The organism is Streptomyces sp. NPDC003691 (assembly GCF_053981115.1).
On the sequence record NZ_JBSFNQ010000100.1, the window covers coordinates 1 to 22,601 of the forward strand.

The 22,601-nt window shown below is 73.7% G+C and carries 17 protein-coding genes; 10 read left to right on the top strand and 7 right to left on the bottom strand.

Annotated features, from left to right (window positions below):
- Positions 1–9: 9 nt before the first annotated feature.
- Positions 10–1,749, bottom strand: coding sequence for an ABC-F family ATP-binding cassette domain-containing protein (locus tag ACWDR0_RS30085; protein WP_456354960.1), 1,740 nt, complete (start codon positions 1,747–1,749; stop codon positions 10–12).
- Between the two features lie 511 nt (positions 1,750–2,260).
- Here ACWDR0_RS30085 and ACWDR0_RS30090 point away from each other — a divergent pair.
- Positions 2,261–2,671 carry a hypothetical protein gene (locus ACWDR0_RS30090; RefSeq protein WP_456354961.1) on the top strand — a complete coding sequence of 137 codons (411 nt, stop codon included), beginning with the start codon at positions 2,261–2,263 and terminating at the stop codon, positions 2,669–2,671.
- A gap of 163 nt (positions 2,672–2,834) precedes the next feature.
- Here the strand turns inward: ACWDR0_RS30090 and ssgD are convergent, their stop codons facing one another.
- Positions 2,835–3,257 carry a spore wall synthesis regulator SsgD gene (gene ssgD, locus ACWDR0_RS30095; protein WP_456354962.1) on the bottom strand — a complete coding sequence of 141 codons (423 nt, stop codon included), beginning with the start codon at positions 3,255–3,257 and terminating at the stop codon, positions 2,835–2,837.
- 169 nt (positions 3,258–3,426) lie between these two features.
- Positions 3,427–3,726 carry a YciI family protein gene (locus ACWDR0_RS30100; protein WP_456354963.1) on the bottom strand — a complete coding sequence of 100 codons (300 nt, stop codon included), beginning with the start codon at positions 3,724–3,726 and terminating at the stop codon, positions 3,427–3,429.
- A 62-nt stretch (positions 3,727–3,788) separates the two neighbouring features.
- Here ACWDR0_RS30100 and ACWDR0_RS30105 point away from each other — a divergent pair, with 62 nt between their 5' ends.
- From ACWDR0_RS30105 to ACWDR0_RS30120, 4 genes are all read left to right on the top strand, one after another.
- Positions 3,789–4,487 carry an endonuclease V gene (locus tag ACWDR0_RS30105; protein WP_456354964.1) on the top strand — a complete coding sequence of 233 codons (699 nt, stop codon included), beginning with the start codon at positions 3,789–3,791 and terminating at the stop codon, positions 4,485–4,487.
- Between the two features lie 369 nt (positions 4,488–4,856).
- Positions 4,857–6,152, top strand: coding sequence for a CaiB/BaiF CoA transferase family protein (locus tag ACWDR0_RS30110; RefSeq protein ID WP_456354965.1), 1,296 nt, complete (start codon positions 4,857–4,859; stop codon positions 6,150–6,152).
- Between the two features lie 128 nt (positions 6,153–6,280).
- Positions 6,281–7,501, top strand: coding sequence for an acetyl-CoA C-acetyltransferase (locus ACWDR0_RS30115; protein ID WP_456354966.1), 1,221 nt, complete (start codon positions 6,281–6,283; stop codon positions 7,499–7,501).
- Positions 7,502–7,548: 47 nt separating this feature from the next.
- Positions 7,549–9,780, top strand: coding sequence for a 3-hydroxyacyl-CoA dehydrogenase NAD-binding domain-containing protein (locus ACWDR0_RS30120; RefSeq protein WP_456354967.1), 2,232 nt, complete (start codon positions 7,549–7,551; stop codon positions 9,778–9,780).
- A 188-nt stretch (positions 9,781–9,968) separates the two neighbouring features.
- Here ACWDR0_RS30120 and ACWDR0_RS30125 read toward each other — a convergent pair whose 3' ends face one another.
- Positions 9,969–10,790 carry a MerR family transcriptional regulator gene (locus ACWDR0_RS30125; RefSeq protein WP_456354976.1) on the bottom strand — a complete coding sequence of 274 codons (822 nt, stop codon included), beginning with the start codon at positions 10,788–10,790 and terminating at the stop codon, positions 9,969–9,971.
- Between the two features lie 630 nt (positions 10,791–11,420).
- Between ACWDR0_RS30125 and ACWDR0_RS30130 the strand changes: the two genes are divergently transcribed.
- Positions 11,421–12,542 (top strand): response regulator transcription factor, encoded by a 1,122-nt coding sequence (locus ACWDR0_RS30130; RefSeq protein ID WP_456354968.1) that lies wholly within the window; start codon positions 11,421–11,423, stop codon positions 12,540–12,542.
- 325 nt (positions 12,543–12,867) lie between these two features.
- On the opposite strand, the gene ACWDR0_RS30135 is transcribed toward ACWDR0_RS30130, so the two are convergent.
- Both ACWDR0_RS30135 and sph read right to left on the bottom strand, forming a co-directional pair.
- Positions 12,868–13,947 carry a S1 family peptidase gene (locus ACWDR0_RS30135; protein ID WP_456354969.1) on the bottom strand — a complete coding sequence of 360 codons (1,080 nt, stop codon included), beginning with the start codon at positions 13,945–13,947 and terminating at the stop codon, positions 12,868–12,870.
- A 370-nt stretch (positions 13,948–14,317) separates the two neighbouring features.
- Entirely contained in the window at positions 14,318–15,364 is a 1,047-nt protein-coding gene (sph, locus tag ACWDR0_RS30140) for a sphingomyelin phosphodiesterase (protein WP_456354970.1), read from the bottom strand.
- A 256-nt stretch (positions 15,365–15,620) separates the two neighbouring features.
- Here sph and ACWDR0_RS30145 point away from each other — a divergent pair, with 256 nt between their 5' ends.
- The 4 genes from ACWDR0_RS30145 (at position 15,621) to ACWDR0_RS30160 (ending at position 21,480) form a co-directional block, all read left to right on the top strand.
- Positions 15,621–16,109: a F0F1 ATP synthase subunit B family protein gene (locus ACWDR0_RS30145; RefSeq protein WP_456354971.1), complete on the top strand. Its 489-nt coding sequence runs from the start codon at positions 15,621–15,623 to the stop codon at positions 16,107–16,109.
- 252 nt (positions 16,110–16,361) lie between these two features.
- A complete protein-coding gene (locus tag ACWDR0_RS30150) occupies positions 16,362–18,365 on the top strand; it encodes a Xaa-Pro dipeptidyl-peptidase (RefSeq protein WP_456354972.1) in 2,004 nt (667 codons plus the stop codon).
- The gene (locus ACWDR0_RS30155) at positions 18,362–19,657 is read left to right on the top strand and encodes a M14 family metallopeptidase (protein WP_456354973.1); all 1,296 of its coding nucleotides are present in this window, start codon (positions 18,362–18,364) and stop codon (positions 19,655–19,657) included. The genes ACWDR0_RS30150 and ACWDR0_RS30155 overlap by 4 nt, the downstream gene beginning before the upstream one ends.
- A gap of 104 nt (positions 19,658–19,761) precedes the next feature.
- Entirely contained in the window at positions 19,762–21,480 is a 1,719-nt protein-coding gene (locus ACWDR0_RS30160) for a BCCT family transporter (RefSeq protein ID WP_456354974.1), read from the top strand.
- Between the two features lie 140 nt (positions 21,481–21,620).
- Here the strand turns inward: ACWDR0_RS30160 and ACWDR0_RS30165 are convergent, their stop codons facing one another.
- A complete protein-coding gene (locus ACWDR0_RS30165; protein ID WP_456354975.1) occupies positions 21,621–22,394 on the bottom strand; it encodes a class I SAM-dependent DNA methyltransferase in 774 nt (257 codons plus the stop codon).
- Positions 22,395–22,601: the final 207 nt, after the last annotated feature.

Sequence of the window (22,601 nt, forward strand, 5' to 3'; positions counted from 1 at the left end):
CTTCGTGCCCTATACGGTCATCAGCTCCATCGGCACCATCACCAACTCGATGGTGATGGTCCTGGCGTCCGTCGTGGTGGCCTTCGGTCTGTTCACCCCGGACAGCGGCGCCCGCAGCTCGCCGTTCCGCACGTCCTCCGCGCGGACGTCGTACAGCCCGCCGCCGTCCAGCAGCAGCCAGCGCGTGATCCCGATCGACTCCAGGAACGGTACGTCGTGCCCGGCCACGATCAGCGCGCCCTCGTAGGCGTCGAGCGCCGCCGTCAGCTTCCGTACGCTCGCCATGTCCAGATTGTTCGTCGGCTCGTCGAGCAGCAGCAGCTGGGGCGCGGGCTCGGCCAGCAGCAGACAGGCCAGCGCGGCCCGGAACCGCTCACCGCCGGAGAGGGTCCCGGCCGGCCGGTCGGCCTTCGCGCCCTTGAAGAGGAAGCGTGCCAGCCGGGCCCGGATCCGGTTGGCGGTGGCGCCGGGCGCGGCCCGGGCCACGTTCTCGACGACGGACAGCGCATCGTCCAGGACATCCAGTTTCTGCGGGAGGAACCGCAGCGGCACCAGCGTCTCGGCCTCGCCGCCGGCCGGGGCCAGCTCGCCCGCGATCGTCCGCAGCAGGGTCGTCTTGCCCGCGCCGTTCCGGCCGATCAGGGCGATCCGCTCCGGCCCCCGGATATCGAAGACGCCGCGCACCTCGGTGCCGTACCGCAGCCGCAGATCCTTGAGCCACAGCACCTCGCGGCCCGGATGGACCGTGGTGTACGGCAGTTCGATCCGGATCTCGTCGTCGTCCCGCACCGCTTCCAGGGCCTCGGTCAGCCGCTCCTTCGCCCCCGCCAGACGTTCGGTGTGCAGGGTGCGCTGCTTGCCCGCCGACTGCTGGGCCGCGCCCTTGAGCGCGTTCGCGACGACCTTCGGCACCCGCTTCTCGGCCTGCGCCTTGTTTGCGTACCGCTGCCGCTTCGCCAGCTTCACCCGGGCATCCACCAGCTCCCGCCGCTGCCGCCGCACATCGGCCTCGGCGACCCGCACCATCCGTTCGGCCGCCTCCTGCTCCGCGGCGAGCGCCGCCTCGTAGGCCGAGTAGTTGCCGCCGTAGGAGACGATGCCGCCGTCGCGCAGATCGGCGATCTGGTCGACCAGCTCCAGCAGTTCGCGGTCGTGGCTGACCACGACCATCACCCCGGACCAGGCGGCCACCGCGTCGTACAGCCGGTGCCGGGCGTACCGGTCGAGGTTGTTCGTCGGTTCGTCGAGCAGCAGCACATCCGGCCGGGCCAGCAGCAGCGATGCCAGCTTCAGCAGGACGCCCTCGCCGCCGGACACCTCGCCGATCGTACGGTCGAGCCCGATCCGGCCGAGGCCGAGCCGGTCCAGCGTCGCCAGGGCCCGCTCCTCGACGTCCCAGTCGTCGCCGACGGCGGCGAAGTGCCGCTCGTCGGTGTCGCCGCGCTCGATGGCGTGCAGCGCGGCGCGGGTCCCGGCGATGCCCAGCACCTCGTCCAGCCTCAGTGCGGTGTCGAGGGTCAGGTTCTGCGGCAGCCGGCCGACCTCGCCCACGGTGCGGACGGTGCCGCCCGACGGCGTCAGCTCACCGGCGAGCAGTTTCAGCAGGGTCGACTTGCCGGAGCCGTTGAGGCCGATCAGCCCGGTGCGGCCGGGGCCGGCGGCCCACTGGAGGCCGTCGAACACCCCGGTGCCGTCCGGCCAGGAGAAGTCGAGGTCGATACAGGCGAGGTGGGTCGATGACGCGGTCATGGAGTCTCCTGTCGCAGGGTGGCGAATGGGCGGCGGGGAGACACCGGAAGCGGGCGACGACGGAGAACGGGACGAGCAACGCCGGAAACAGCGGGCGGGATCACGGGAAGGCGCCGGAAGGGCGGCCCGCGGAGGCCCGTGGGACGGGGAAGACCGAAAGAGCGGCCCCGGCCCGGGAGAACGGCTCGAACGTCGAGGTCGCACGCGAAACGCCCACACGCCGTAACCGACGGTGGCGCACGGTGTCCCGGACCTCAGACCTTCAACGTTCTACTCCGATCGGTGGCGACAGCGACGTGGACGAACGTAGCCGGGGGCCGGACGGGCGGTCAACGGAATAACGGGGCTGCCGCGGGGGCGCTCGGGGGAAACCCCCGGACGGTGTCCTGTCCCATCGGACCCTGACCGGTCTCACCGGTCTCACCGGAGTCCGACGGCCATTCTGTTCGTCTCATCGACACATGATCACCACCATGGGTGTCTGCGGACCGGGCCGCGTATCCTCGGCCGGGTGCCTCGCCGTTCGAAGAAATCCCGCCGGCTGGTCGCCGACGGGCGCCTGTACATGTGGAAGACGCGCCACAGCCACCGAAGGGACCACGACGGCCGGTCCGTGGACTGCCGCCAGATCCTCACGCTGACCCCGCAGCCGGCCGGCACCGGCGGCCTACTGCGCATGGTCTTTGCCGATGGGCCGGGCCGGTACGTGCCGGGCAGGGCCCCTTTCGGTTCCGGGGATGTGGGCTTCGCCCAGGGCCCGGGCCTGAACCTGCACGAGCCGGGCGCCGTCCGTGCCCTGCTCGACGTAGCGCTGGCCCATGGATGGCAGCCGGGGGAGCGACGGGCAGTGGAGGTCGACGGCTGGCCCTTGCTGGAGGCAGCCGCCGAGCGAGCCGGGGAGGCAGGCGCCGCGGGTCCGTAAGAGGTCCGTAGGAGGCAACTCCCCTGCACCCGGCTTCGTCGGTCCCCGGACCGGCCTCCGTGCAGTGACCAAGCTCCGGTGAGACCGGGCAAACGCCCCCGGGACGGGGCATCCGGGAACCGCCGGCCGGGAATCCGCCGGACCGGGGTCGGCAGGACCGGGGTCAGCAGGCGTCGCGCAGCAGCCGCACCAGGTCGTGGTCGAGATCGAGATACCGGGACTCCTGCCCCGACGGAACCACGCCCTGCACCCGGTCCAGGAACCGCCGCACCTCCGAGGTGCGGACATGGACGACCGCGATGCCCTCGGGAGCGTGGAACTCGACGACCGTCCGGTCGTAGCCGTACGGCCGGATCCGGACGTCCCCGTCGCCCGCGGGCCGCTCCACCCCCATCGCCAGCAGCTCCCGGGCGAAGGCCCAGGCGAGGTCGTTCCCCTCCAGGGTCGCGTCCGCCGGGAACGCCATCCGCACCGCGTAGGGGTCGCCGGTCTCGTAGCGGAGCAGCGCCTGTACGGGCTCCGCGCGGGGGGCCGAGGCGACGATCCTGGCGTGAACGGGTTGCTCGATGACGGTGATTGCGGACATGGTCCCCCCTGCTTCTGCACGCGCGCGCCCCGCGGACGTCCTCTGGCACCCGGAAGGACGTGGGGACCGGTACTTCCGGTGCACTGCACAGGTACGTGACCTGCGTCACCTTCGCCGGGGACGGCTTGACGCGCCGGGAAAGCGGAAGGGGGATCGCGGGTCCGGGCGGTCAGTTCGGCGGCTGCTGCCGGTACGGCGCCAGCTCCGGGGCCGTCCGGGTGGCGGTGAACTCGGTGATCCGGTACGCGCATACCCCGCCGGCCGTGAACGGGTCGGCCGCCACGATGTCCTCCATCCGGGCCCGGTCGTCCCCGACGGCCAGGATGATCCCGCCGTCCCGCGGGTTCTTCCGCCCCGACGCGATGAACACACCCTCCTCGAAGAGCCGGTCCACCCAGGCGATATGGGCGTCCATCAGGGCGTCGGCCCGCTCCAGCGGCGCGGTGTAGGTCAGTTCCAGTACGAACATGGCCGCCAGGCTACGACACCGGCCACCGCCCCGGCGGCGGGGCCTGCGTAGGGTGGGGGCGCATGACGCTGATCGACATCCCCGACGGCTGGCCGCGCGACGAGGCCGCGGCCCTCGCCGTCCAGGACGGACTCCGCGACCGGGTGGTCACCGGCGAACCCGGGCCGCCCGTCGGCGAGGGCACGGTGACCGGGGTGGACGTGGCGTACGACGACGAACGCGACCTGGTCGCCGCGGCCGCCGTGACCCTGGACGCCGGCACCCTCGACGTCGTGGCCCGGGCGACGGCGGTCGGACGGGTCGCCTTCCCTTACGTCCCCGGGCTGCTGGCCTTCCGTGAACTCCCCGCGGTCCTCGCGGCACTGGACGGCCTCGGCGCACCGCCCGGGCTCGTCGTCTGCGACGGCTACGGGGTGGCCCATCCGCGCCGGTTCGGGCTGGCCAGCCATCTGGGCGTGCTCACCGGACTGCCCACGATCGGCGTCGCCAAGAACCCCTTCGTGTTCCGCCACGACGAGCCGGGCCCGGCCCGGGGAGCGGCCGCGCCGCTGACCGACGCCGGGGGCGAGGAGGTCGGCCGGGCGCTGCGGACCCGGACGGACGTGAAGCCGGTGTACGTCTCCGTGGGCCACCGGATCACCCTGGACGCGGCCTGCGCCCACACCCTCCACCTCACCCCTCGCTACCGCGTCCCCGAGACCACCCGCCACGCGGACCGCCTCTGCCGCGACGCCCTCACGGCGGCGCTGCGCGCGGTCTGAGCCGGGCGCGGTCCGAGCAGGGCGCGGTCCAGGCCGGGCGGGGTTTGAGCCGCGCGGGGGAGCCGGACCGCGCGGGGCCGCCCGGGCCGCCCCGGGCGGCCGCGCGCCCCGAGTCCGGGGGCGCGCCCTGTCGTTCCGCCGACCGGCCGTCACCGGCGCCCGGGCTCCGGTCGCCCGGGGCGCGGGTGGTGCAACGGCCCCCGCGGACCCGGTGCCGCGCCCGCCTCGTGTCCGGCCGCGCGCCCGGCGCCCCACCGGCAACCCGGTGAATCCACCGGGCCGCTCCGGGCAAACCCTTGTCCGCGGTGGAGTGCGTTCTTACCATCACTGGTGTTACATCAGTTGTGTCACATGAATGCTGGGGGCCCGATGACTCCGCCGCCTACTCCGCCGCCCGCGCCGGCATCCGGGCCGACACCCGCACCGGGGGCGGGCCCGCCGGCCGGTCCGCTCGCCGGAGTCCGCGTCGTCGAACTCGCCGGTATCGGCCCCGGCCCCTTCGCCGCCATGATCCTCGGCGACCTCGGCGCCGATGTCGTCCGCGTCGACCGGCCCGGCGGCGCGGGGCTCGCCATCGACCCCGCGTACGACCTCACCAACCGCAACAAGCGCTCCGTGCTGATCGACCTCAAGGAGGACGGCGGCGCCGGAGCCGTACTCGACCTGGTGGCCCGGGCCGACGTACTGATCGAGGGCTACCGGCCCGGGGTCGCCGAGCGCCTCGGCGTCGGCCCCGACGCCTGTCTGGCCCGCAACCCCCGGCTGGTGTACGGCCGGATGACCGGCTGGGGCCAGGACGGCCCCCTCGCCGACCGGGCGGGCCACGACATCGGGTACATCGCCGTCACCGGCACCCTCGGCATGATCGGCCGGGCCGGCGAGGAACCCGCCGTCCCGGCCAATCTCGTCGGCGACTACGCGGGCGGCTCCCTCTATCTGGTGATCGGGGTGCTCGCCGCCCTCCAGCACGCCCGTACGGAGGGCGGCAGCGGCCAGGTCGTGGACGCCGCCGTCGTCGACGGCGCGGCGCACCTCGCCACGATGATCCACGGGATGATGGCCGCGGGCGGCTGGCAGGACCGGCGCGGCGCCAACCTCCTCGACGGCGGCTGCCCCTTCTACGGCTGCTACGAGACCTCCGACGGGGAGTACATGGCCGTCGGCGCCCTGGAGCAGCGGTTCTACACCGAGTTCGTCCGGCTCCTCGAACTCCCCGACTCCGCACCGGCCCGCAAGGAGTTCGACCGCTGGGACGAACTGCGGACCGCCGTCGCCGCCCGCTTCAAACAGCGGACCCGCGCCGAGTGGACGGCGGTCTTCGAGGGCAGCGACGCCTGCGTCGCCCCGGTGCTCTCGCTGCGCGAGGCGCCCGCGCATCCGCATCTCGCCGCCCGCGGCACCTTCGTGGAGCATGCCGGGACCGTCCAGCCGGCGCCCGCGCCCCGCTTCTCCGCCACTCCGGGCACGATCCGGCGGGGCCCGGCGCTGCCGGGCGCCGATACGGAGGCGGTGGCCCGGGACTGGGGCCTGCCCGCCCCGGCCGCGCCCCCTGCCCCGGCTGCGCCTCCCGCCCCGGCCGGAAACCCGGCCCCGGCCGGGCCCGCTTCCGCCGCACCGTCATCCGCACCCGGCGGGCCCGGCGACCCCGCGGCCGCGCCCGGCTGAGGGTCCGGCGGCCCGGGCCGGCCGTACGCGGGCCCGCTCCGGCCCCCACCGCCTCGCACCGCACCGCGCCCCGACCACCGGGCGTCCCGGTCCGCCGGGACGCCCGAAGTCCCCGAAAGGCAGCCGACTTGAGCACCGAAGCGTATGTGTACGACGCGATCCGCACCCCCCGCGGGCGCGGCAAGGCCAACGGCGCCCTCCACGGCACCAAGCCGATCGACCTCGTCGTCGGTCTGATCGGCGCCCTGCGCGACCGTTTCCCGGGACTCGACCCGGCCGCCGTCGACGACATCGTCCTCGGTGTCGTCGGACCGGTCGGCGACCAGGGCTCCGACATCGCCCGGATCGCGGCCGTCGCGGCCGGGCTGCCCGACACGGTCGCCGGAGTCCAGGAGAACCGCTTCTGCGCGTCCGGCCTGGAGGCCGTCAACATGGCGGCGGCAAAGATCAGGTCGGGCTGGGAGGACCTGGTGCTGGCCGGGGGCGTCGAGTCCATGTCCCGGGTCCCGATGGCCTCCGACGGCGGCGCCTGGTTCGCCGACCCGATGACCAACCACACCGTCGGCTTCGTCCCCCAGGGCATCGGCGCCGACCTGATCGCCACCATCGAGGGCTTCTCCCGCCGGGACGTCGACGAGTACGCGGCGCTCTCCCAGGAACGGGCCGCCGCCGCCTGGAAGGACGGCCGCTTCGACCGCTCCGTCGTCCCCGTCCTGGACCGCAACGGCCTCACCGTCCTCGACCACGACGAGCACATGCGCCCCGGTACCACCGCCGACACCCTGGCCGCCCTCAAACCCTCCTTCGCGGGCATCGGCGACCTCGGCGGCTTCGACGCGGTCGCCCTGCAGAAGTACCACTGGGTCGAGAAGATCGACCATGTCCACCACGCGGGCAACTCCTCCGGCATCGTCGACGGCGCCGCGCTCGTCGCGATCGGCTCCCGGGAGATCGGCGAGCGGTACGGGCTGGTGCCGCGCGCCAGGATCGTCTCGGCCGCGGTCTCCGGTTCCGAGCCGACCATCATGCTCACCGGACCCGCGCCCGCCACCCGCAAGGCGCTCGCCCGCGCCGGGCTGACCATCGACGACATCGACCTGATCGAGATCAACGAGGCCTTCGCGGGCGTCGTCCTGCGCTTCGCCCGGGACCTGGGGGTCTCCCTCGACCGGATCAACGTCAACGGCGGCGCCATCGCCATGGGGCATCCGCTGGGCGCCACCGGCGCGATGATCCTCGGCACCCTCGTCGACGAACTGGAGCGCCGGGACCTGCGGTACGGACTGGTCACCCTCTGCGTCGGCGGCGGTATGGGCATCGCCACCGTCGTCGAGCGCGTCACCGCCTGACCCGTACGCCCTCCCCGCCGTCCGCCCGCCACCCGGAGACCGCAGCCATGACCACGAGCACCTCCACCACCGGCCCGTCCCCGTCCCCCGCCGACCCGCCGGGATCCGGCGGGGCGATCCGCTGGGAGGCCGACGACACCGGTGTCGTCACCCTCGTCCTCGACGACCCCGGCCAGTCCGCCAACACCATGAACCAGGCGTTCCGCGAGGCGCTCACCGCCGTCGCCGACCGCGCCGAAGCCGAACGCGACACCATCCGCGGCATCGTCGTCACCTCCGCCAAGAAGACCTTCTTCGCGGGCGGCGACCTCAAGGACATGATCCGGCTCGGCCCCGGCGACGCCCCGCAGGCGTTCGAGGCGGGGATGGCCGTCAAGCGGGCCCTGCGCCGGATCGAGACCCTCGGCAAACCCGTCGTCGCCGCGATCAACGGCACCGCGCTCGGCGGCGGTTACGAGATCGCCCTCGCCTGCCACCACCGGATCGCCCTCGACACCCCCGGCTCCCGGATCGGCCTGCCCGAGGTCACCCTGGGGCTGCTCCCCGCGGCGGGCGGAGTGACCCGCACCGTACGCCTCCTCGGCATTGCCGACGCCCTGCTGAAGGTCCTCCTCCAGGGCACCCGCTACACCCCCCGGCGGGCTCTGGAGAACGGTCTTGTGCACGAGGTCGCCGGGACGCCCGAGGAGATGCTCGCCGCCGCCCGGGCGTATATCGACAGCCACCCGGAATCCCGCCAGCCGTGGGACGAGAAGGGCTACCGCATCCCCGGCGGCACCCCCGCCAGCCCCCGGTTCGCCGCCGACCTGCCCGCCTACCCGGCCAATCTGAAGAAGCAGACGGCCGGTGCGCCCTATCCGGCGCCCCGCAACATCCTGGCCGCGGCCGTCGAGGGCGCCCAGGTCGACTTCGAGACCGCGCAGACCATCGAGGCGCGCTACTTCACCGAGCTGGTGACGGGACAGACCGCCAAGAACATGATCCAGGCGTTCTTCTTCGACCTCCAGGCCGTCAACACGGGCGCGGGCAGGCCGCGCGATATCGAACGGCGCACGGTGACCAGGGTCGCCGTACTGGGTGCCGGGATGATGGGCGCGGGCATCGCCTACGCCTGCGCCCGGGCCGGTATCGACGTCGTCCTCAAGGACGTGTCGGCGGAGGCGGCCGGGCGGGGCCGGGCGTACTCGGCGAAGCTGCTCGACAAGGCGGTCGCCCGCGGGCGTACGACGGAGGCCGAGCGGGACGCCGTACTGGCCCGGATCACCCCCACCGCCGAGATCGCGGACCTGGCCGGCTGCGATGCCGTCATCGAGGCGGTCTTCGAGGACACCGCGCTGAAGCACCGGGTCTTCCAGGAGGTCCAGGGCGTCGTCGCCCCCGACGCCCTGCTCTGCTCCAACACCTCGACCCTGCCGATCAGCGCCCTCGCCGAAGGCGTCGAGCGCCCGGAGGGCTTTATCGGGCTGCACTTCTTCTCCCCGGTCGACAAGATGCCGCTGGTCGAGATCATCAAGGGGCGCGGCACCGGGGACGAGACGCTCGCCCGCGCCTTCGACCTGGTCAGGCAGCTCGGCAAGACGCCGATCGTGGTCAACGACTCCCGCGGCTTCTTCACCTCGCGGGTGATCGGCCGGTTCATCAACGAGGGCGTGGCGATGGTCGGCGAGGGCGTCGACCCGGCGTCCGTCGAACAGGCCGCGGCCCAGGCCGGATACCCGGCGAAGGTGCTCTCCCTGATGGACGAGCTGACGCTCACCCTGCCGCGCCGGATCCGGGAGGAGGCCCGGCGCGCGGCCGAGGAGGCGGGCGGGGTCTGGGTGCCGCACCCGGCGGACGCCGTCGTCGACCGGCTGGTGGACGAGTTCGGCCGCACCGGGCGCGCCGGGGGAGCGGGCTTCTACGACTACGCGGACGACGGGACGCGGACCGGCCTCTGGCCGGGGCTGCGGGAGCACTTCACCCGGCCGGACGCGGACGTCCCGTTCACGGACATGCAGGAGCGGATGCTGTTCTCCGAGGCGCTGGACTCCGTGCGCTGTCTGGAGGAGAACGTGCTGACCTCGGTCGCCGAGGCGAATATCGGCTCGGTGATGGGTATCGGCTTCCCCGCCTGGACGGGCGGCGTCCTCCAGTACATCAACGGGTACGAGGGCGGCCTGCCGGGCTTCACGGCCCGCGCCCGGGAGCTGGCGGAGCGGTACGGGGAGCGGTTCGAACCCCCGGCGCTGCTGGTGGCGAAGGCGGAGCGTGGGGAGCGCTTCACGGACGGCGAGGAGTGACGGCGGGGCCGGGGCCGTCCGCGCCCCGGCCCGCACCTGCGGGGTACGCGGCCGTTCGGGACCGGCCGTCGTTCGGGGCCTGCGGTCGTTCGGGACCGTTCGGGACCGTTCGGTCCCGGGTCCCGGGTCCCGGGCGCCGGGCTGTTGGGGCCGGGCCCGGGCGCCCGGTCCGGTTGCCGCGCCGCCCTTCAGGACCCCGGCTCTCCCGGTGCCGGACCGGCGTCCGCGGCGTGATCGCCCGCGGGGGCACCGTCCGGGCGGGCCGGGTCCGTACCGAACGCCGACCGCAACTCCTCCTTCAGTGACCGCTGGAAGGCGGTGACCAGGGCCTGGACCACCAGCGGACGGATCGGCGCGGACAGGTTCCGGATGGCCTCGGCCCGCTCCTCGTCGGTCTCCCCGGGCGTGCCGGGGCCATCGGGCGCTCCGTCCCGTCCCGGCCCGCCGTCCCGGTACGGCTGCCACACCTCGTCCCGGAAGAGCCTGGTCAGCTCGTGCGCCACCGAGCGGGTGTGCTCCAGAAGGACCGTGCGGGCGGCGAGGATCGTCTCGTACGCGACCGGAACGTCCAGCAGCTGCGCCGCGAGCCGCAGCAAGCCCGGGTCGACGCGGTAGGTACCCGCCTCGGGGCCGCGGGCCACCGCGCCCATGGCGTCCAGTTTGCCGATGTCGTCGTCGCCGAGCGTCCGGCCCAGCCTGCGCTCCAGTTGCGCCCGGGTGACCACCTCGGCGGAGTCCGGCACCCAGGAGGCGACCAAGGCGCGGTGGATGGCCAGATCGTGGGCGCCCATGTCCGGGGGCAGTTGCTCCAGATAGCGCTCGACTGCCGCCAGGGTCATGCCCTGGCGCTGCAACTCCTCGATGAGGGCGAGCCGCGACAGATGGCCCGGGCCGTAGTGGCCGACCCGCCGGGGGCCGATGGCCGGTGGCGGGAGGAGCCCCCGGGTGCCGTAGAACCGGATCGTCCGGACCGTCACACCCGCCCGGGCGGCCAGTTCGTCCACCGTCATCGGCTGCTCGTCCCCGGCGGTGGGCCCGCCGGGGCCGGTGGGCTCGGTGGGTCCTGTGGGGCCGGTGGTGCCGGGGACCGCGGTGGTGCCGGTAGCCATGCTGTGCCTCGCTCTCCCGGTCGTTGTCCACAGCCCGGGTGGAACAGTATTGCTGTCTCACCGCCGCTGTTGAAAGACCCGGGCCCCGGGCCGCACCGGTCCCCGCGGTGGATTTGTGCCGGACGACCCGGGCGGTGGCCGGTCCGGGACGGACCGGACGGGGGCGTGGGGAGCAGCGCGGAGGGCGGGAGACCAGGTGAAAAGGCGGAGCCCCGCCCCCCTCGCGGTGGGGGCGGGACTCCGGTGGGCGCGGCTCCGTGCGGCCGGGGTGGGCGCACACCCTGGCGGAACGGGGCGGGGCCCGGGAGGAAAGACCGTGGGGGGAGAGGCTCCGGTTCGGCTCGGGGTCGGGTCGTGGGGGGATTACGGAGGCGGTGCGAGCGGCGGTGTCGTCCGAGAAGGTGGTGCGTGTGCGGGGGTTTCCGGCTGTCCCGTGGGGTGGGGAGCCGATGACAATCCTGTCCCGGGGCGGTGGCCGAAGACATCCCCATTTACTGGGAGAGCGGGTGGCCGGGCTCGTATGGTAGTCCGATGGCTTCGCTCCGTGAGATCGAGCGCAGAACCCTCGCGACCATCGCCGACATGGGCCGCGCCGGACTGCCTTTGGACGAGTTCTTCATACGTATCCACGGCTTACTGCGGCCCGTGCTCGGCTATGACGCCGGCTGCTGGCACGGCGCCGATCCGGTCACGGGTTTCCTCACTTCGACGGTCTCGGGCGATCTGCCGCCCGGGGGCTTCGAACAGGCGGTGCATCTGGAGGCATGGTCCGACGATGCCACTCGCTTCGCCACCATCCGCGAGTCGGGCCGGCTCGCCGATTCGATCCACCGGGCCAACGGCGGCCGCCCCGAACGCAGCATCCGCTTCCGCGAACTCCTCCAGGGCCTCGACTTCGAGGACGAGCTGCGGCTGAACCTGGATGCGCAGGGCGGGCGGTGGGGTGCCGCGGCGCTGATGCGGAGCTCGGGCTCCCGCCCGTTCGGGCCGCAGGAACTCCGCTTCGCGGAACGCGTGGCGCGCGCCGTCGCCGTGTCGGTGCGCGAAGCGGCGACCGCCACCACGCTGCCGGGGACGGACCCGGACGGCCGCCCGCCGGTGCCCGCCGTGATGCTGATCGGGCCCGGCGGAAACCTGGTCAGCGCCGATCCGCAGGCGCAGCAGCTGCTCGCCTCGCTCGACGAGGAGATCACCCGGCCGGCCGGAGTGCCCACCGCCGTACTGATGGTCGCCCAGTGGGCCCGGGCCGACGCGGGCGGCGGCGGGCGGGCGCCCGGTTCGTTCGCCCGGCTGCGGGGTCCCAAGGGGGAGTGGTTCTCGCTCTACGCGTCCCTGCTGGACGGCCGGGCCGACGGCCATGTCGCGGTCGTGGCACAGCCCGCCTCCCCGACCGACGTGATGCCGCTGGCACTGCTCGCCCACAAGCTGAGCGACCGGGAGCAGGAGGTTGCGCTGCACGCCGTGCGGGGGAGCAGCACCCGGGAGATCGCCCTCACCCTCTTCCTGACCCCGGCGACCGTGCAGGACCATCTGAAGTCCGTCTTCACCAAGACCGGCGTCCGGAGCCGGCGCGAGCTGGTCGCCCTGCTGATGGCTCCCCACGCGGCATCCCTGCGCCGCCCCCCGGAGGCCGCGCCCGTCGCCGCCGGTTAGCCGTCCCGTCCCGGCCCCGCCCTGACCTGGCCCGTTCCGGCCCGGCCCGTGTCTGCGGGCCGGCGTGCCGCCCCGCGTCGGTGACCCGACGGTCCCCGCACCGGGGCCGGTGCCCCTGATCGCCCCGTGGGTGTCCCGCCCCGCGTCGGTGACCCGACGGGCCGGGCGGCCCGGGCCCGGCCGGAAGGCGGCGGCTTACGACCGGGAGCCGCCCGCCCGGCGCGCCCGCCCTCTCTCCCGCAGAAGGCGGACGCGCCGCCCGGCGTCCACGGCGCGCGGTCCCGTCGCCGGGCCGCGCGCCGCGCCGGGCGCGGGGCCCGGGAGGTCAGTACACGGTCACCCCGTACACCGACAGCGCCTCCCGCACCGGCTGGTGGATCGCCGAGCCGCTGGTCCCGGAGCAGCCGGAGCTGCCCGAGTGGATACCGAGCGCGGTGGAGCCCGAGAAGTGGGCGCCGCCGCTGTCGCCGCCCGCGGAGCAGGCGGTCGTACGGACCATGTTGTACACGGGTCCGTCGCTGTAGTTCACGGTGACGTTCACGGCCGTGACCGTCCCGGAGGTGACCTTCGTGGTCGACCCGCTCTTCTGAATGGCCTGGCCCACGATGGCGTCGGCGGCCCCCACAATGTCCTGGTAGCCGCCGTTGTAGAGGTTGACCGTGCCGGGCGGGACGTCCGTGCCGTTGTAGCGGACGATCCCGTAGTCGTTGGTCGGGAAGCTGGTGCCTTCGCGCACCCCGATCTGCGGTCCGCCCGACACCGCCGACCAGCCGGCGGCCACATTGGTGCAGTGGCCCGCGGTGAGGAAGTAGCGGGTGCTGTTCCTGACCACGTTGAAGGCGGCCGAGCAGCGGTAGCCGCCGCCGTAGATCGCGTCCCCGCCGGTGACCTCCTTGGTGAAGACCCCCGGTACGCGCTGGACGCGTACGGCGTCGCCCAGGGAGGCGGCCACGGTCCGCAGCCTGCCCAGGGAGCGCGGGCTCAGCGACTGGTCCGCTTCGATCACGACCCGGTTGGCCGAGGGGTCGATGCCCCACGAGGTCCCGGGAATCTTCGCCCGGGCCTCCAGGACGCCCATCGCGTCCTCCAGTTGTGCCGTGGACCGTTCGACGATCCGGGCCCGGGCGCCCGAGGCCCGGACCTCCTCGGCGGCGGCCGCGTCGGTCACGTTGACGGTGAGTTCTCCCGTACCGGAGTCCAGGTAGGAGCCCGCGCCGCGGTCGCCGAGCGTCTGCTCCAGCTCCGTGTCGAGCGCGTAGGCGGCCGCCGACGCGGCCACGCCGGGCCCCGGCGTGGGAGCGGGGGCCGGTCCTGGCGCGGCGGTCGCGGTGCCCGCTCCGATGCCCGCCGCGGGCAGGGTCAGCAGAACGGAAAGGGCGATGCGCGCACCGAGCGTGCGTCTCATGGGGGTGGTCTCCTTCGCAGCGATCCTCGGGTGGATTGTGGGGGTTTGCGAAGAGCAGTGTGGACCGGACCGGGCCCGGGTCGCCGGATCAATGTGGCATGCCCCTGTCAGTCGGACAAGGGCGCATGGTGGTGTGCCCGGGGCTCGTGGGGGCCGCGGGCGCCGGTCTTCTGACACCCCGTCGGGGCCCGGCGGCGAGGGTCCGCGACGGGACGGAACCCCGCCGCGGACCCCCGGAATCCGGTACCACGGGGCCTCCGGGGCCGTTCTCCGGACCGTGGGCCCGCGCCCGGCCGGGGGTGCGGCGGCGCGTCCGGCCGCCGATGGCCGGACGCGCCGCGGGCTGCCGCGGGGGCTGTCGCGGGGGTCGTCAGCGCCCGGAAGCGACCACCGGATGGTGGTCCGACAGATGGGTGTACGTGTACGTCCGTCCCCAGCTCGTCACCGTCCAGGGCGCGCTGCGCTCGGCGCGGACCTCGTTCGTCCAGCCGGCCGGCCGGGCGTGCCCGGCCCGGTGGAGGACATGGTCGAGGTCCTCGCTCGCATAGCCCGGATAGCGCTCGGCCGCGATGGAGTTCCCCGCGGTGTCGAACGAGTGCGGGTGCCCGGCCCGGCCGTCCGCGTCCACCAGGCCCGCGTCGCCCAGCATCGCGGCGTACTCGGCCGAGTGCCGGTCCACATTGAGGTCGCCCGCCACGATCACCTGCTCCGACGCCGGGATGTTCCGGGCGTCGAGGAAGGCGTCCAGCTCACGGAACTGCCGGGCCCGGACGGCCGCCGCCTCCCCGGCCGCGCAGCCCGGGTCGGTCGACTGGGCATGGGTGCCCACGATGTGCGCCCGGACCCCGCCCACGTCCAGCACCGCGTAGACGAAGCCCTTGTTCGACCACCGGTCCGAACCGCAGGCATCCGCATAGACGTACTGCTCCTTGCGGACGACCGGCCACTTGCTGAGCACGGTCACCCCGCCGTCCTCGGGCGTGGTCGCCGAATAGGCCCCGCCGGTCGCGTCCCAGCCCGACCAGCCGCGGCCCAGGACCGGCGTCTGCCACGGGTACTCCGCCGCGGCGCGCCGCGTCAGCAGATCCGACGAGGAGTTGTCGAAGGCCTCCTGGAGCACGACCACGTCCTGGCCCCGGAAGAAGGGCGCGGCGGCTATCTCCCGCGCTCGGTGGTCCTGGCCCCAGTTGGGGTAGAGGGCCTTGCTCATCAGGAAGGCGTTGTACGTCAGCACCTTCAGGCCCGGGACGGCGGCGCCCGGCGCGGCAGCGGTCGCGGCGACCGGGGCGCCGCCGGTCGCGGTGGCCGGGGCGGCGGCGGCCGGGGGAGCGGTCGCCGCCAGACCGGCGGCGCCGAGGACGGCCGACACGGCCACGGCGACGGCGCGGCGGGGCAGGGAGAACGGGGAACGCGGCACGGTGACTCCTGGAGTTCCGGGTCGGGGTTCACGGGTGAAGATCGTCCGCAGCCATCCAATCAGCCGCGGTTACCGTTGGGTAATGCCCGGGTGCCGGGTTGATTGCGGGCAACGGTAGGATTGACCAAGCCCGCCGTCGCGTCCCGCGCCCGCGCGGGCGCGCGGCATCCTCCCGAGGGATGGCGCGCCCCCGGCGGCAGGCTGCCGGGCAGCGACGGAACACCCCGGACACCTACGGACAAGGCAGGACGAGCCCTTGAACGACAAGCTTCTTCCCCTCGACATCGGCCCGCTCAACCCCACGGGCTGGGGCCTTGTCATCGGACTGGTGGCGTTCGCGCTCGTCTACGCCGTGCTCGCCGGTCGGCTGCTCCCGCGTGCCGCCGCCGTGATCGCCGAGCGCGAGGCGAAGACGCAGGGCGTCATGGACGCGGCCGACGAGGTCCGCGCCGAGGCCGAGGACATCCGCGCCCAGCGCGAGGCCATCCTCGCCGAGGCCCGCCACGAGGCCGCCCACACCCGCCAGCGGGCCCACGAGGAGGGCACCGCCCTGATCGCCGCCGCCCGCGAGGAGGGCCTGCGCGAGAAGGAGCGCATCGTCGCCGAGGGCGCCGCCGCCATCGAGGCCGAGCGCGTCGTCGCCGAGGCCGCGCTCCGCTCCGACGTGGACGCCTGGGCGCACTCGCTCGCCGAGCGCATCGTCGGCGAGCCGGTCCCGGGCCCGGAGGGCCGCCGCGGCAACTGACGCCGCCCGCACCACCACCCGACGCCCGTGCCAGGACCCCGGTCCCGGCCCGGGCGTCGTGCGTTTCCCGCGGCCGCGCGGACGACGCCGTAACCCACTCGGTACGCCCTCGCGGAATCCCCGCCAAGTCACCCCGAATCCCCCCGGGAACCATCCCGGAATCACCACAGAAAACCCTCTCCGCCACACCCGTCCCCCTGACCTCTTCGTCGCCCTCTGTTGCTCCGTGGTTCCCGGGAGTACGGTCCGCCCATGTCGATATGTGCGCGGGGCACCCGCTTGACGACGTACAGATCGCTCCTCGCGGCCTCGGTCGCCGCCCTGATGGCCATCACCCTCACCCCGGCGGGCGCCGCCGCCTCGACCGGGCCCGCGGCGGCGGCCCGGGAGAGCGCGCCCGTCTACTCGTACGCCGACGCCGTCCGGGAGTCCGTCTGGGTCGACACCCGGCTCGACGGGGACGGCGACGGCCGGACCGACCGGGTCGCCGTCGACGTCATCCGGCCCCGGGAAGCCGCCGCCCAGGGCCGCCGGGTCCCGGTGATCATGGATGCCAGTCCGTACTACGCCTGCTGCGGCCGGGGCAACGAAGGCCAGCGCAAGACGTACGACGCCCAGGGCAACCCGGTTCAGTTCCCCCTCTACTACGACAACTACTTCGTCCCCCGCGGCTACGCCTTCGTCGCCGTCGACCTCGCCGGGACCAGCCGCTCCGACGGCTGTGTGGACGTCGGCGGACGCTCCGACGTCCAGTCCGCCAAGGCCGTCGTCGACTGGCTCAACGGCCGCGCCCGCGGCTACACCACCCGTACCGGCACCGACCGCGCCCGCGCCGACTGGTCCACCGGCCGGACCGGAATGATCGGCAAGAGCTACGACGGGACCATCGCCAACGGAGTCGCCGCCACCGGTGTCGAGGGCCTGGAGACCATCGTCCCCATCGGCGCCATCTCCTCCTGGTACGACTACTACTTCGCCAAGGGCGCCCCCCTCTTCGACTCCGGCCCCGAATGGCTGTCGGACTACGTCGAGAGCCCCGAGGCCCGCACCCGCTGCGGCGCCGTCCAGCAGCGCATCGTCGACGGGTCCCCGCGCTCCGGCGATCTGACCCGGCTCTGGGCCGAGCGGGACTACACCGCCGACGCGGGCAAGGTGAAGGCCAGCGTCTTCGCCGTCCACGGCATGCAGGACCTGAACGTCCGCGGCAAGCACTTCGGCCAGTGGTGGGACGCCCTGGCGGCGGCCGGTACCGAGCGGAAGGTCTGGCTCTCCCAGGTCGGCCATGTCGACCCGTTCGACTTCCGGCGGGCGGAGTGGGTGCGGACCCTCCACCGCTGGTTCGACCACTACCTCCTCGGCTACGACAACGGCATCGACGACGAGCCCATGGCCGATGTCGAGCACGCCCCCGACCAGTGGTCCACCGACCGGGTCTGGCCCCCGTCCGGCACCCGGGCCACCACCCTGCGGCCCGGCAACGGCACCGAGCCCGGCGTCGGCACGCTCTCCCTGCGGCCCGCCCGCCCCGGCGCCGTCGAGACCTTCACCGACGCCCCGCAGCTCGACGAGATCGACTGGTCCCGCGCGATCGACCGCTCCACCACCGCCAAGGCCGGGTTCATCAGCAAGCCCCTCACCCGGGACCTGCGGCTCGCCGGCTCCGGCAAGGTCACCGTGACCGCCACGCCGACCACCACCAGCGCCCATCTGTCCGCCGTCCTGGTCGACCTCGGCCCCGACACCGTCCGGGACTACGCGGGCCGCGGCGAAGGCATCACCACCCTCCCCGAGCGCACCTGCTGGGGCGCGAGCACCCCCGGTGACAGCGCCTGCTACCGGGAGACCAGGGCCGCCACCAACGATGTCGACTTCACCGTCTTCAGCCGCGGCTGGGCCGACCTCGGCAACCACGCGTCCGCCGCCGCGGGCCGCCCGCTGACCCCCGGCAAGAAGCACACCATCACCCTCGACCTGCACGCCGCCGACCACATCGTCCCGGCGGGCCACCGGCTCGCGCTGATCGTCGCCGGAACAGACCGGTATCTCATCGAACCGCCCCCGAGCACCCCCACCCTCACCCTCGACCTGGCGCGCACCCGTGCCGAACTGCCCCTGGTGGGCGGCGCCGCCGCCTTCGCCCGGGCCACCGCCGGCACCCCGGCCGGCGATTCCGCCGCCCCGCGCACCACGGGCCCGGCCCGCTCCGTCACCGGCCCGCGCCCGGTCGACCCGATCCCCGGAGACCACCGCCGATGAACCCGCGTATCCGCGCCCTCACCGTCGGGGCGGCCGCCGTCGCCCTCGCCGCCCCGTTGCTCACCACCCCCGCCCAGGCCGCCCACGACGGCACTCCCCGCCCGCCCCGCACCGGCTTCGAGACCAGCGACGGCGCCCGCTGGACCGGCCAGCCCGAGGAGCAGTCCTTCCTCGCCGCGGTCGACCGGGGCAGCGACCGGGTGTCGGTCGCCCGGATCGGCACCACCCAGCAGAACCGGCCCCTCCAGCTCGTCACCGTGGGCAACCGGTACGCCGACAGCACGGTCCTGCTGATCTGCTCCCAGCACGGTGACGAACCGGCGGGCCGGGAAGCCTGTCTGACCACCGTCCGCGACCTCGGATACGCCCGGGACCGCGAGACCCGGCGGCTGCTCGACCGCACCCGGATCCTGGTCGTCCCCACGGCCAACCCCGACGGCCGGGCCGCCGACACCCGCGGCAACGGCGACGGCGTCGACATCAACCGCGACCATCTCGCCCTGAAGACCGCCGAGGCCCGGGCCGTCGCCGCCGTACTGCGCGACCAGCGGCCCGACGTCGTCTACGACCTCCACGAGTACGGTGCCACCCCCCGCTACTACGACCGGCAGCTCTTCGACCTCTGGCCGCGGAACCCGAACACCCACGCCGAGGTCCACGAGGAGTCCCGGAAGCTCTCCGGGGAGTACGTCCGCCCCGCCGCGCACGAGGCGGGCTACAACACCGGGACGTACGGCATCTGGACCGACCCGGTGACCGGCGAACCGATCCGCCAGGTCGCGGGCGACGGCCAGGAGCGGATCCTGCGCAACGCCACCGGAATCAAGAACGCGATCGGGCTGCTCATCGAGAGCCGGGTCGACGCCCTGACCCCGGAGGAACAGGCCGACGAATCCGTCAACAACCGCCGCCGGGTGGCGAGCCAGCTCGCCGCCCTCGACGGGCTGTTCTCCTACGCCGGGGAGCGGCGCGGCCGGATCGACGCGGCGACCCACGCCGCCCGCGCCGCCGGATTCCGGGACCACGGCCCGGTCTATCTCGGCGGCGCCGACAACGATCCGGCGACCCCGGAGGAGACCCTCGCCGACCCGCCGTGCGGCTACCGGCTGGACGCCGCCCAGTGGACCGACGTGGGCGACGAACTCGCCCTGCACGGAGTCGCCGCGCGCCCCGGCCCCGACGGCGGGGCCTATGTCCCGCTGCGGCAGTCGAAGCGGCAGCTCGTCCCCCTGCTGCTGGACGCGCGTGCGACCTATCACCTGACGAAGGGGCTTCCCGACACGAGCTGCTGAACCGGCCCGCCGTACCGGGCCTGTTGCACCGGGCGGCACAGGGCACCTGTGGTAGGGCATAACCGAGGCGAACCGAGCAAATCCGGTCAAGCCTCGCCTACCGCATGAAAGGTGTACCTGTGTCGCACGGATCCACCCCCGACGACCGGGGGGCCCGGCCGGTCACCGCCGAGCCCCCCGGACTGCCCCAGCCCCACGGGCGCCCCGTCACCGACCGGATCGTCTTCGGTGTCACCGCCGTTCTCACCCTCGCCTTCGTCGTCTGGGGCGCGGTCGCCACCGACTCCCTGGAGAACGCCTCCAGCACCCTGCTGGACTGGCTGATCAAGAACGGCGGCTGGGCCTTCGTCCTCGCCGCCTCCGGGTTCGTCGTCTTCGCGCTCTGGCTCGCCATCAGCCGGTACGGCACGATCCCGCTGGGCGAGGAGGGCGCGGCGCCCGAATTCCGCACGGTCTCCTGGGTCGCGATGATGTTCAGCGCGGGTATGGGCATCGGCCTGATGTTCTACGGGGTCAGCGAACCCCTCGCACACTTCCTCTCGCCCCCGCCCGGCACCGCCCCGGGCACCCCCGGCGAGGCCATGCAGATCGCCATGGCCACCACCCTCTTCCACTGGACCCTGCACCCCTGGGCCATCTACGCGGTCGTCGGACTCGCCATCGCCTACAGCACCTTCCGCCGCGGCCGCCGCCAGACCATCAGCGCCGTCTTCGAGCCCCTGATCGGGGCTCAGCGGTGCGGCGGCGCCACCGGCCGGGTCATCGACATCCTGGCGATCTTCGCCACCCTCTTCGGCTCCGCCGCCTCCCTGGGGCTCGGCGCCCTCCAGATCGGCAGCGGCATCACCGAACTCGGCTGGCTGGACACGGTCGGCACGGTCCTGCTGGTCAGTGTCATCGCGGTACTCACCGCCGCGTTCGTGCTCTCCGCGATCTCCGGGGTGGAACGCGGCATCCAGTGGCTCTCCAACACCAATATGGTCCTCGCGCTGGTGCTGGCGCTCTTCGTCTTCATCGCCGTGCCCACCATCATCGTCCTCGACCTGCTGCCCACCTCCATCGCCGCCTACTTCGCCGAACTGCCGGAGCTGGCCGGGCGCACCGAGGCCACCGGCGGCAAGGCCGTCGCCGACTGGCTGAGCAACTGGACGGTCTTCTACTGGGCCTGGTGGATCTCCTGGACGCCCTTCGTCGGTATGTTCATCGCCAGGATCAGCCGCGGCCGGACCATCCGCCAGTTCATCGGCGGGGTCATCCTGGTCCCCAGCACCGTCAGCCTGGTCTGGTTCGCGGTCTTCGGCGGCACCGCCATGAAGCTCGCCGAGCGCGAGAAGATCGGCGACGAGGCCACCCCCGAGGCCCAGTTGTTCGCCGTACTCCAGCAGTATCCGATCGCCACCGCCACCAGCATCCTGGTGATGGTGCTGGTCGGCATCTTCTTCGTCTCCGGCGCCGACGCCGCGTCCGTGGTGATGGGCACCCTCTCCCAGCACGGCACCTTCGAACCGTCCCGGCTGGTCGTGATCTTCTGGGGCATCGTCACCGGCGCCGTCGCGGCGATCATGCTGCTGATCGGCAACGGCGAGGGCGACGCCCTCGCCGGACTCCAGAACCTGACCATCCTGGTCGCCGCGCCGTTCGTGGTGGTGATGATCGGTATGTGCGTGGCCCTGATGCGCGATCTGCGGCACGACCCCCTGATCGTCCGCAAGGAGGTCGGCACCGAGGCCGTGGAGTCGGCGGTGATCGCGGGCCACGAGAAGTACGACGGCGACTTCGAGTTCCGGATCGGCCCCGGCCCCGCGGGCCCGCCGCCGGAGTGAGCCGCCGCCGGGGCAACCGGACCGGCAGGCCCGGACGGCAGCGCCCGGACCGGAACGCCCGGACGGCAGTCGGCGCCCGGGCCGGGGCGCGCACCGACGGGCCCGCGCCCCGGCCTCCGGTTACCCGGGTGCCGGCGGATTCAGTCCGCGGGCTTCTCCCAGACGGAGACGTGCCTGCGGCTCTCACCCGTGAACGGAGTACGCGACCAGTCCTCCCAGCGGTCGCGCACCACCATCCCGGCGAGCCGGGCCATCAGGTCCAGTTCGGCGGGCCAGACATACCGGAAGGGAATCGCCCGGTACCGTACGCTCCCGTCCTCCTGCTGGACGAAGTGGTGCGACGCCATCGACTGGTCCACCGGGTCGAGGGTGTCGAACGACCAGCGCCGGGCGCCGATATGGAAGGGCACCGCGGTCTGGCCCGGCGGCAGGAGCCGCAGATCCGGCACGCCCACCTCGACCACGAAGGTGCCGCCGGGCCGCAGATGGGCGGCGGCGTTGCGGAAGCACTCGACCTGGGCTTCCTGCGTCGTCAGATTGTTGATGGTGTTGTACACGAGATATGCCACGGTGAACCGGCCCTCGCCGCCCGGCACCCGGTCCGTGGCGAAGTCCCCGACCGTCACCGCGAGGGCGTCCCCGCCGGGTTTCTCCCGCAGCCGCCGGAGCATGGCCCGGGACAGCTCCACCCCGTGCACCTCGACGCCGCGCGCGGCGAGCGGCAGCGCGACCCGGCCGGTCCCGATGCCGAACTCCAGGGCCGGTCCGTCACCGGCCAGCCCGGCGAGCAGCCCGGCGACCGGATCCACCGCCTCGGGCCGGAACATGTCCGCCGAACCCTCGTCGTACCCCGCCGCGACGCTCTCTCCGAAGAATCCGTCCTCATCGCTGTCGATATCGCTGTCGATGTCCATCGGCCGAACGTAACGGCACGCCGGTATCACCGCCTGTTGGTTTCCCGGCGGCGGTTGGCGGTCGGCGGTCCGCGGTCGGGGGCGGCGGCGGGCACCGAGGGAAGCCGGAGGCGGCGCGGGCCCAAGGGCGCCTGGCCGAAGTGCGGTGTCGGCCTCTCGAACACCCCGTACGGTGGTGCCGCCGCCGAGCAGGCCCCCGCGAAGCAG